General features: G+C 63.2%; 9 protein-coding genes and 1 pseudogene. 1 reads left to right on the top strand and 9 read right to left on the bottom strand.

Translation table 11 applies throughout. The features are described from left to right. From RMO81_RS02445 to RMO81_RS02410, 8 genes are all read right to left on the bottom strand, one after another. Positions 1-360, bottom strand: a 360-nt coding sequence (locus RMO81_RS02445) for a ribosome-recycling factor (protein ID WP_310474137.1), incomplete at its 3' end; no start/stop codon positions are given. Next, on the bottom strand, positions 353-1,087 hold the full coding sequence (pyrH, locus tag RMO81_RS02440; RefSeq protein WP_310474136.1) for a UMP kinase: 735 nt from the start codon (positions 1,085-1,087) through the stop codon (positions 353-355). The genes RMO81_RS02445 and pyrH, both read right to left, overlap by 8 nt. A gap of 171 nt (positions 1,088-1,258) precedes the next feature. Then, the gene (gene tsf, locus RMO81_RS02435; RefSeq protein ID WP_310474135.1) at positions 1,259-2,185 is read right to left on the bottom strand and encodes a translation elongation factor Ts; all 927 of its coding nucleotides are present in this window, start codon (positions 2,183-2,185) and stop codon (positions 1,259-1,261) included. Positions 2,186-2,316: 131 nt separating this feature from the next. Continuing rightward, the gene (gene rpsB, locus RMO81_RS02430; protein ID WP_310474134.1) at positions 2,317-3,177 is read right to left on the bottom strand and encodes a 30S ribosomal protein S2; all 861 of its coding nucleotides are present in this window, start codon (positions 3,175-3,177) and stop codon (positions 2,317-2,319) included. A gap of 126 nt (positions 3,178-3,303) precedes the next feature. Beyond that, entirely contained in the window at positions 3,304-4,470 is a 1,167-nt protein-coding gene (locus tag RMO81_RS02425; protein WP_310474133.1) for a PQQ-dependent sugar dehydrogenase, read from the bottom strand. Between the two features lie 85 nt (positions 4,471-4,555). Further along, complete coding sequence (locus RMO81_RS02420) at positions 4,556-5,065, bottom strand: DUF1993 family protein (RefSeq protein WP_310474132.1); 510 nt, start codon at positions 5,063-5,065, stop codon at positions 4,556-4,558. Positions 5,066-5,325: 260 nt separating this feature from the next. Beyond that, positions 5,326-5,646, bottom strand: coding sequence for a 2Fe-2S iron-sulfur cluster-binding protein (locus tag RMO81_RS02415; RefSeq protein ID WP_310474131.1), 321 nt, complete (start codon positions 5,644-5,646; stop codon positions 5,326-5,328). A 12-nt stretch (positions 5,647-5,658) separates the two neighbouring features. Beyond that, positions 5,659-7,005 (bottom strand): cytochrome P450, encoded by a 1,347-nt coding sequence (locus RMO81_RS02410; protein WP_310474130.1) that lies wholly within the window; start codon positions 7,003-7,005, stop codon positions 5,659-5,661. 162 nt (positions 7,006-7,167) lie between these two features. Between RMO81_RS02410 and RMO81_RS02405 the strand changes: the two genes are divergently transcribed. After that, positions 7,168-8,097: a glutaminase gene (locus RMO81_RS02405; RefSeq protein ID WP_310474129.1), complete on the top strand. Its 930-nt coding sequence runs from the start codon at positions 7,168-7,170 to the stop codon at positions 8,095-8,097. Between the two features lie 11 nt (positions 8,098-8,108). On the opposite strand, the pseudogene RMO81_RS02400 reads toward RMO81_RS02405, so the two are convergent. Beyond that, positions 8,109-9,536, bottom strand: a pseudogene (locus RMO81_RS02400) (DNA polymerase III subunit alpha); the annotation flags it as partial.

The raw sequence follows: 9,536 nt of genomic DNA, 5'->3' as shown, positions 1-9,536 counted from the left end.
CAGCTTCACCATTTCCTTGCGGCGTTCTTCGGTCATGTCCGGGATCGGCAGGCGCAGCGTCTGGCCGTCGGTGATCGGGTTCAGGCCCAGACCGGCCGAACGAATGGCCTTTTCCACCGGCGTCACGTTGGATTTGTCCCACACCTGCACGGAAAGCATGCGCGGTTCCGGTGCCGTCACGGTCGCAACCTGGCTCAACGGCATCGCCGATCCATAGACTTCGACATGCACCGTATCGAGCAGGCTGGTGTTGGCGCGGCCCGTCCGCAAGCTGCCCAGATCATGCTTCAGTGCTTCTACGGCACCAGCGGTGCGGCGCTCCAGATCGGCCTTGAACGGGCCTGGCTCGAATTCAGCCATGTGCTTCTCCTGTCACGGTCCCAGTGACTGTTGTTGATGTGCCCTCACCGTTCAGCACGGCCAGCAGGGCACCGGGTTCGCGGATATTGAACACGATGATGGGAATATCATTGTCGCGGCACATGGAAACCGCGCTGGCGTCCATCACCTTCAGATTGTCGGCCAGCACCTTGCCATAGCTCACTGTTTCGTAACGGCGCGCGCTGGCTACCTGCTTGGGATCAGCATCGTAAACGCCGTCGACACTGGTGCCCTTGAACAGCGCATCGCAGTTCATTTCAGCGGCACGCAGGGCAGCGCCGGTATCGGTGGTGAAAAACGGGTTGCCGGTGCCGGCGGCAAAAATCACCACCCGGCCTTTTTCCAGATGCCGTTCGGCGCGGCGGCGGATATAGGGTTCGCACACCGATGGCATCGGAATGGCCGACTGCACGCGGGTGACAACGCCGATATTTTCCAGCGCGTTCTGCATGGCCAACGCATTCATAACCGTGGCCAGCATGCCCATGTAATCGGCGCTGCCGCGATCAAAGCCCTTGGCCGCTGCCGCCAGCCCGCGGAAGATATTGCCGCCGCCCACCACCAGGCAGGTTTCAACGCCGGTATCATGCACGGCCTTCACTTCGCGCGCGATGCGCGTCGCCTCATCAGGATCGATGCCATAGGCGCCCTGCCCCATCAGCACTTCGCCGGAGAGTTTCAGGAGAATGCGCTTGAAAGCTGGCATGGGTGGGCAATCACTCTGTGTCAGGACCACAGGTCACTAGCCGGGTGCGGCGGCGCTGCCAAGCGGGGACCACAGGAAAAGCGTGGACAATCCGGCATACGCGCGAGCCGGTGGAGCAAAAAGAGCGGGCCGAGGTTGCCCCCGGCCCGCCCTTCTTGCGATGCGTGTGGCTTATCGGCCAGCAGCGGCAGCGACTTCGGCGGCGAAATCGCTCTGCGCCTTCTCGATGCCTTCGCCCAACTGCATGCGAACAAAGCCCTTCAGGCTGATTGCGGTGCCGGCGGCCTTGGCGGCAGCGGCAACCACGTCAGACACCTTGGACTTGCCGTCGATCACAAAGATCTGGTTCACCAGCGTCGATTCCTGCGCAAACTTGCGCACGCCGCCTTCGATCATCTTTTCGATGATTTCGGCCGGCTTGCCGCTGGTGGCGGCCTTTTCGCGGGCAATGGCGCGTTCGCGCTCCATCAGGGTCGGATCAAGGCCGGCTTCATCCAGCGCCAGCGGGCTGGCGGCGGCAACGTGCATGGCGATCTGCTTGGCCAGCGGCTCCAGCACGTCGGCAGCGGCGGCCGATTCCAGGCCCACCAGCACGCCGATGCGGCCAACGCCGGGGGCAACGGCGTTGTGCACATAGGCTGCCACAACACCCTGGCTCACTTCCAGCATGGCAGTGCGGCGCAACGACTGATTCTCGCCGATGGTGGCGATGTTGGCATTCAGCTTGTCGGCCACGCTGCCTTCGCCGCCCGGGAAGGGCAGCGCTGCCAGCGCTTCGGCATCAGTGCCGCTGGCCAGCGCCAGGCCGGTCACGGTGGTCACGAACGCCTGGAAAATTTCGTTCTTGGCAACAAAATCGGTTTCGCTGTTCACTTCAACAGCGGCGCCCTTGGTGCCGGAAACGGCAACGCCCACCAGGCCTTCAGCGGCGGTGCGGCCGGCCTTCTTGGCGGCCGCAGCCAGGCCCTTGGCGCGCAGCCAATCCACGGCGGCTTCCATGTCGCCAGCGGTTTCGCCCAGTGCCTTCTTGCAATCCATCATGCCTGCGCCAGTCTTTTCGCGCAGATCCTTCACCATCGCGGCGGTAATATCGGCCATGTCGAGGCTCCTTACTATGTGATGGCAGGGCCATGCCCGGCCAACATGAAATATGTGTGACAACTGGAACTACAGCGAAAGGCTGGGCACTGCTCGCGCCCAGCCTCCCGTTGGTTCGATAACGGGAAGCCTCAGGCTTCCGGCTGTGCTTCGGCTTCGGCTTCAACCGGCGCTTCGGCAGCGGCTTCAACCGGGGCTTCCATCACCGTTTCAAAAGCGACATCGGCAACGATTTCAGCTTCCGGAGCGATATATTCCACCGGCGCTTCATCCATGGCGCCCAGATCCACGCCCAGATCGGCAGCGCGGCCCTGCTTGGCGTCGATCACGGCGTCGGCAATGGCGTTCACATACAGCTGGATGGCGCGGCTGGCGTCATCATTGCCCGGAACCGGGAAGGCGATGCCCGACGGATCGGTGTTGCTGTCCAGGATCGCCACGACCGGGATACCCAGCACATTGGCTTCCTTGACCGCCAGCTCTTCCTTGTTGACGTCGATGATGAAGATCACTTCCGGCAGACCGCCCATGTCGCGGATGCCGCCCAGCGAAGCCTGGAACTTGTCACGCTCACGGGTGAGCTTGAGCACTTCCTTCTTGGTCAGGCCGGTGGTGTCGCCCGACAGGGTTTCTTCCAGCTGCTTGAACTTGCGGATCGAACCCGAAATGGTCTTCCAGTTGGTGAGCATGCCGCCCAGCCAGCGGTGGTTGACATAATGCTGGCCGCAGCGGCGCGCAGCATCGGCGATCGGATCCTGCGCCTGGCGCTTGGTGCCAACAAACAGCACCTTGCCGCCGTGCTGCACGGTGGCGCGGGTAAAATCGAGCGCGCGGGCGAACAGCGGCACGGTCTGCGACAGATCGATGATGTGGACGCCGTTGCGCTCACCAAAGATGTAAGGCTTCATCTTCGGGTTCCAGCGATGCGTCTGGTGGCCGAAATGGGCGCCTGCTTCGAGCAGATTCGCCATGGAAACGACGGGAGCCGCCATAATATTCATCCTCCGGTTGGTCCGCTGCAGAGGGAGCGTGGCAAATGCCGCGCACCGGATATGTTCCCTGCATGGGGTTTGGAAGAGGCGCGATTAGCGAAGCGCGCTCTCCCCGTCAAGCACGCGTCACCTTGCCGGCGTCACTTTCAGCAGCTTGCCATCCACTGCATCGGTCAGCAGATAGATCTCGCCGCCCGGCCCTTCGATGACATCGCGGATGCGCTCCTTGCGCTCGGTCAGCAACCGCTGTTCGCCCACCACCTTGTCGCCGTTCATCACCAGCCGCACCAGCGAAGCCACGCGCAGGCCGCCGATGAAGATATTGCCCTTGAATTCCGGAGCGCCCTTGCCCGAATGGAAGATCATGCCCGATGGCCCGATCACCGGGTCCCAATAATATTGCGGCTGTTCCATGCCCGGCGCCTGAGAGGCATTGTCGTTGATCGGCTTGCCCGAATATTCCTCGCCATAGCTGATGGTGGGCCAGCCATAATCGCGGCCCATCTGGATCTGGTTCAGCTCGTCACCGCCCTGCGGCCCGTGCTCCACTTCCCACAATCGGCCTTGGGCATCCAGCGCCGCCGCCTGCACGTTGCGGTTGCCATAGCTCCAGATTTCCGGCCGCACGCCGGCGGCATTCACGAACGGATTGTTCTTCGGAATCGTGCCATCGCGGTTCACCCGGACGATCTTGCCGATCAGACTGTCCAGCTGCTGCGATTGCACGCGGCCCGGCAGGATCGAACGATCGCCCAGCGTGATGATCAGCGAACCATCCTTGGGAAACACCAGGCGGCCACCAAAATGCTGAACGGAATCGAGCGACGGCATCTGATGAAAAATCACCGCCACATCGCGCATTTCGCTGCCCACCAGATGCCCGCGGGCCACTGCCGTGCCATTTCCGCCTTCACGCAGCTCGGCATAGCTCCAGTAAATCCAGCCGTCGCCCGGATTGGCCACACCCAGCATGCCGCCCTGGGCGCGGGTATCGGTGGCCGGCGTGCCGGTGACCGGCGTCTTGCTGCCATCGGCGCCAACGATCGTCAGCCGGCCAGCGGCCTTCTCGCTGACCAGAAACCGGTTCTTGTCGAGCAGCGCCACGCCCCATGGCTTGTTGAGGCCGGTGGCGATCTCGCTGACCTTCAGTTGCGTTTTGGCCACCACCGCTTCGGCGCGGGTCTGGCCGGCAAAGGCCGGCGTTTTCTCGGGCACATTGGGGGCGGCCTGCTGCACCGGGGCGGCACAGGCCGGCGTGGCAATCAGGGCGGCAAGCATCAGGCGGCGCAGCATGAAAGTCTCCTTTGTGGGAAGGCCATGCCTTCTTCTCCCCTGCCTTTCAAGGGAGGGGCCGGGGGTGGGTGCTCACCGCCAGCGCTCACATCGCCATACGCGGCCGACCCATGAAGTCCATCTTGCCCAGCGCCACGCCCTTGTTGCGGAAAATGCCGTAGACCATCGACGCGTGGAAATAGAAATTGGGCTGGCTGAAGCTGAGCAGGAAATCTTCGGACTTGAACGGCATCCGGCGTTCGCGGAACACGAAATCGGTCTGGCCGCCGATGAAGCCCTCCAACTCCGCCTCGGTCACTGCCGCCAGCGCCGCATCGGCCTCGTTCAGCATGGCCGTGAAACTGGCATAATCCGAATTCGGCATCGGCAGCCCGCCACCGGGGCTGAACTGGCCGACGCGCACGGCGGCGATGGCACCAGCGCTATGTGCGGCCACGCTCTGCACCTGGAACGCCAGCGGAAACATGTCGGGCGCCAGCTTTTGTTCGGCCAGATCGCCAATGCCGGCAGCTTCGGCCTTGGCCAGCGCGCCCAGGCAGCCACCGATGATCTGGCGGCAGGAAGGCACAAAGGCGGCGTGGAGGGAAAGTGGCATGGTGGCGATTCCTCTGCGGGGTGAGGAATTGAGTGTGGCGCGGCTGCAGGCGGGGAGCAAGGCGCTTGCGGGCGCGGCTGGCGGCTGAGCCGCCGAGTCCGCTTGGGGGGGCAAGGAAGGGAGAAGGAAAGAGCGCGGCGGAGCCGCGTCGTCAGACGAGTCAAAAAAGGCGGCTTAAAAGCCGCCTTTTTCGCTCGCTGGCCGATCTTGCCGGAGTCGGTGAATAGCTTAGGCTATTCACGCGCCCGGCTGCGATGCGATCAGTGTTGCGTCGCCGGCATCAATACTTCCATGCCATCCAACGCCGCACTCGCCTTGATCTGGCACGCCAACCGGCTGTTCGGCATCGCCGTATCCGCCAGCTCGATCATCGAATCTTCCAGTTCGCTGCGCTCACCGGTCACGGCAGCCCAGGCTTCGGGAATATAGCAGTGGCAGGTCGCACACGCAGCGTTGCCGCCGCAGTCACCGTCGATGCCCGGCACATTGTTCTGCACCGCACCTTCCATCAGGTTTTCACCCTCCGGCACATTGATTTCGTGGCGAGCACCATTGTGCTCGACGTAAATGATCTTGACCATGAATCCCTCGTCTTAGGCCGGAATACGGACCATCATCTTCTTGTATCCGCGCACGAATGCACTCGGCACCCGCTCCGGCTCCTCCAGCACTTCAATGGTGTCAAAGCGCTTCAGAATTTCTTCCCACAGGATCTTCAGCTGCAATTCCGCCAGGCGGTTGCCCACGCAGCGATGGATGCCAAAACCAAAGGCCATGTGCTGGCGGGCGCGGGCGCGATCGATGATGAACGCATCTGGATTGTCGAGCACCGTGTCGTCACGGTTGGCCGACGAATACCACATCACCACCTTGTCACCCTTGTGGATCAACTGGCCGCCCAGCACGGTATCCTGCAAGGCAGTGCGGCGCATGTGAGCCAGCGGCGTCTGGTAACGGATGATTTCCGACACCATGTTTTCCACCAGCTCCGGATTGGCCCTCAGCTTGGCATACTCAGCCGGGTTCTTGTTGAGGAAATACAGGCCGCCAGTGATCGAATTGCGGGTGGTATCGTTGCCGCCCACGATCAGCAGCACCAGATTGCCCATGAATTCCATCGGCGGCATGTTCCGCGTCGCCGGATTGTGCGCCAGCATCGACACCAGATCACCGGTCGGCTCGGCATTCACCCGCTCGTTCCACAGCATGGTGAATTCCTGCAGCATGCCCAGCAGGATGCCCTGGCGTTCTTCCTTGCCCGGGCTGCCCGGCAGTTCCGGATCGGATGTCGACACATCCGACCAATAGGTCAGCATGCGGCGGCGTTCCTGCGGCCAGCCGAACAGCGTCGCCAGCATGCGACTGGTCAGTTCGATGGAAACCTTGTCCACCCAATCAAAAGCTTCGCCGCGCGGCAGGCTGTCCAGCACTTCGCAGGTGCGGCTGCGGATCAGTTCTTCATAGTTGGCCAGGTTCTGGCCCGAAACGATCGGGTTCACGGCCTTGCGCTGCACGTCATGCTTGGGCTGATCCATGGCGATGAACATCGGCATGATGAAATCCGGATCCATGTCGAACAGGGTGATCCCGCCCAGCATGGCTTCGGAGCTGAACACCTGGTGATTGGTGTCCACGGCCATCACGTCGTTCCAGCGCACCACGTTCCAGAAGCCGCGGTGGCGGTTGCTGTTGACGCTGGTGAAGCTGATCGGCGCTTCGGCGCGCAGACGCTTGAAATAGACGTGGTTGGTGTCGGTTTCCCACCACAGCGGATCGGCGATGTCGATCTCTGCCAGCGGCGCGGTGGCCAGATAGGCTTCCAGCGTCGCGGTGTCGTGGTTTGGCAGTTCCGGCCGCACGCGCGGCGGCAGCGGCCAGCTCACGCTGCCTTGCGGCAAAGTCTGGGTTTGCTGCGGATCTTTCAGTTGCGTCGCCATCATGTCCTCCCTGGAGTGGATGTCACTGCCCCATTTCGCGGACATACACTACGCAAAGCCGGGTCGCCAGCCCAAAATGCGGATTTCATCTCCGCAATTGCACTGCCGGCCGGGGCATGCCCATAGTGACGGCCGCAGCGCCCGGAAATTTGGTGGGAGAAACTCATGCCTGATCTGGCCTCGCTGGTAACGCACATCGCGGCAGAAATGGCCAAGGCGCCAGAACGGGGCCGCGTGGCCGATTATATCCCGGAACTGGCCAAGGTTTCCCCGGCGCAGTTCGGCATGGTGGTCATCACCGCTGATGGCTGCGAGGTGGCGGCGGGCGATGCCGATGTGGCCTTTTCAATCCAGTCCGTTTCAAAGATCTTTGCCCTGGTCGAAGCCCTGTCGCGCGATGCGAACGCGGTGTGGGCCCGCGTCGGCCGCGAGCCATCAGGCAGCGCCTTCAATTCCATCGTCCAGCTCGAAGCCGAAGGCGGCCGGCCGCGCAACCCGTTCATCAATGCCGGCGCCATCGCCGTGACCGATCTGCTCAGCGCAGGCGATGATCCCCGCGCCGGCGTGGGCGCCATATTGCGGCTGATCCGGCAATTGGCCGGCGACGACGACATCGCGGTGGACGGCGCAGTGGCCTATTCCGAAGCCGCCAGCGGCCACCGCAACGCCGCGCTGGCGCATTTCATGAAGGCGCATGGCGTCATCGCGGGCCCGGTAGAAGCCACGCTTTCAAGCTATTTCCACCAGTGCGCCATCGACATGAGCTGCCGGCAACTCGCCCGCGCCGGGCGTTTCCTGATGCACGGCGGCATCGATCCGGCCAGCGGCGAAGCAGTGGTATCACCCGAACGCGCGCGCCGCATCAATGCGCTGATGCTCACCTGCGGCCATTATGATGCCAGCGGCGAATTCGCTTTCCGCGTTGGCCTGCCGGCCAAATCCGGCGTGGGCGGCGGCATCCTGGCCATTGCGCCGGGCCGGGCCAGCATTGCGGTGTGGTCGCCGGGCTTGTCTCCGCAGGGCAATTCGCTGCTTGGCACAGCGGCGTTGGAACATTTGGCCGGCGCGACCGGCTGGAACGTGTTCAATCCGTAGGCGTGGGAACTCTACCCCACCAACGCCAGTTGCGGCGGCTCCAGCACTTCCTGCACCACCCGTTCCGGCCCCAATGCGCGGGCCACGGCGGCTTCCAGATCGGCATCGATCAGATAGTGCCGGCCCAGCACCAACCGCGCGGTCCCGGCGGCGGTTTCAACATCGGCAACCAGTTCACCGCGGCCCCGTGCTGGCGCCGGGCCAATCACACCCAGCAGCACATCCACTTCGGCCGGGTGGGAAAGTTGTACCACCAGCCGGCCGCGCGTGCGGCGGGCAAGATCGGCCAGCGGCTGGCAGGACCGCATGGTCAGGCGCGGCACATCCTCCCCCTCCTTCCACTGCAATTCCATGCCGATCAGCAGCGCCGGAGACTCACTCACCAGCGCCTCGATCTTTTCCTGCAATTCCTCGTCGAAACAGCTGGTGACATATTGGCCGGAACGATCCGAAAAGCTCAGGAACTGGTATCGCCGCCCGGTCTGCGTGGTGCGCCAGCGCCGTTCTTCCAGCCGGCCGGCCATCATCACCATCTTCTTGCCGCCGCCCAGCGGCGCCGTCATCCCCACCACTTCGCCAAAGCTGACCACCTCATTGGCGGTCAGCACGTTGGCATAGGCATCCACCGGATGCCCGCTGAAGAAGAAGCCAAACGCCTCTTGTTCGTGCGCCATGCGCTGGGCCATCGTCCAATCGATGTTGGGCACCATCAGCGCCAGGCTGGCATGATCGGCCACGCCGGTGGCATCGCCGAACAACGCGACCTGCGCAGATTCGCGTTCCTGCGCGGCGGCCTGGGCGCTGGCCATGATGGCTTCGGCCAGCGCGTGCACGCCAGCGCGATTGGGATGCAGCGCGTCAAAGCCGCCCGACGCAATCAGGCTTTCCAATTGGCGCTTGTTCAGGCCGCGCGGATCAACGCGGCGGGCAAAATCGGCAAGGTCCTTGAACGCCCCCTTCCCGTCCCGCTCGGCCGCCAGTGCCTCCATGGCTTTCAGGCCAACACCCTTCAGCCCGGCCAGCGCATAACGCACCGCCAAACCAGAATCCTCGTCATCCTCCACGGTGAAATCGGCCGCCGAAACGTTGATGCACGGCGGCAGCACTTCAACATCGGATCGGCGCGCATCGTCCACGAACACGGCCAGCCGATCGGTGTTGTCGACGTCATACGCCATCGACGCGGCATAGAAGATGGCGCGGTGGTGCGTCTTCAGCCAGGCGGTCTGATAGCTGACGACCGCATAAGCGGCGGCGTGGCTCTTGTTGAAGCCATAGTTGGCGAACTTCAGGATCAATTCGAAGATGGCATCGGCGGTGGCTTCCTCGATACCGTTGGCGGCGGCGCCGGTGCAGAAATCGGCCTTTTGCGCCACCATTTCAGCATGAATCTTCTTGCCCATGGCGCGGCGCAGCAGATCGGCCTGGCCCAGGCTGTA

The sequence above is a fragment of the Sandarakinorhabdus sp. genome (assembly GCF_031422795.1).
Taxonomy (GTDB): Bacteria; Pseudomonadota; Alphaproteobacteria; order Sphingomonadales; family Sphingomonadaceae; genus Sandarakinorhabdus.
This window is presented reverse-complemented; position numbering and strand designations above follow the sequence as displayed.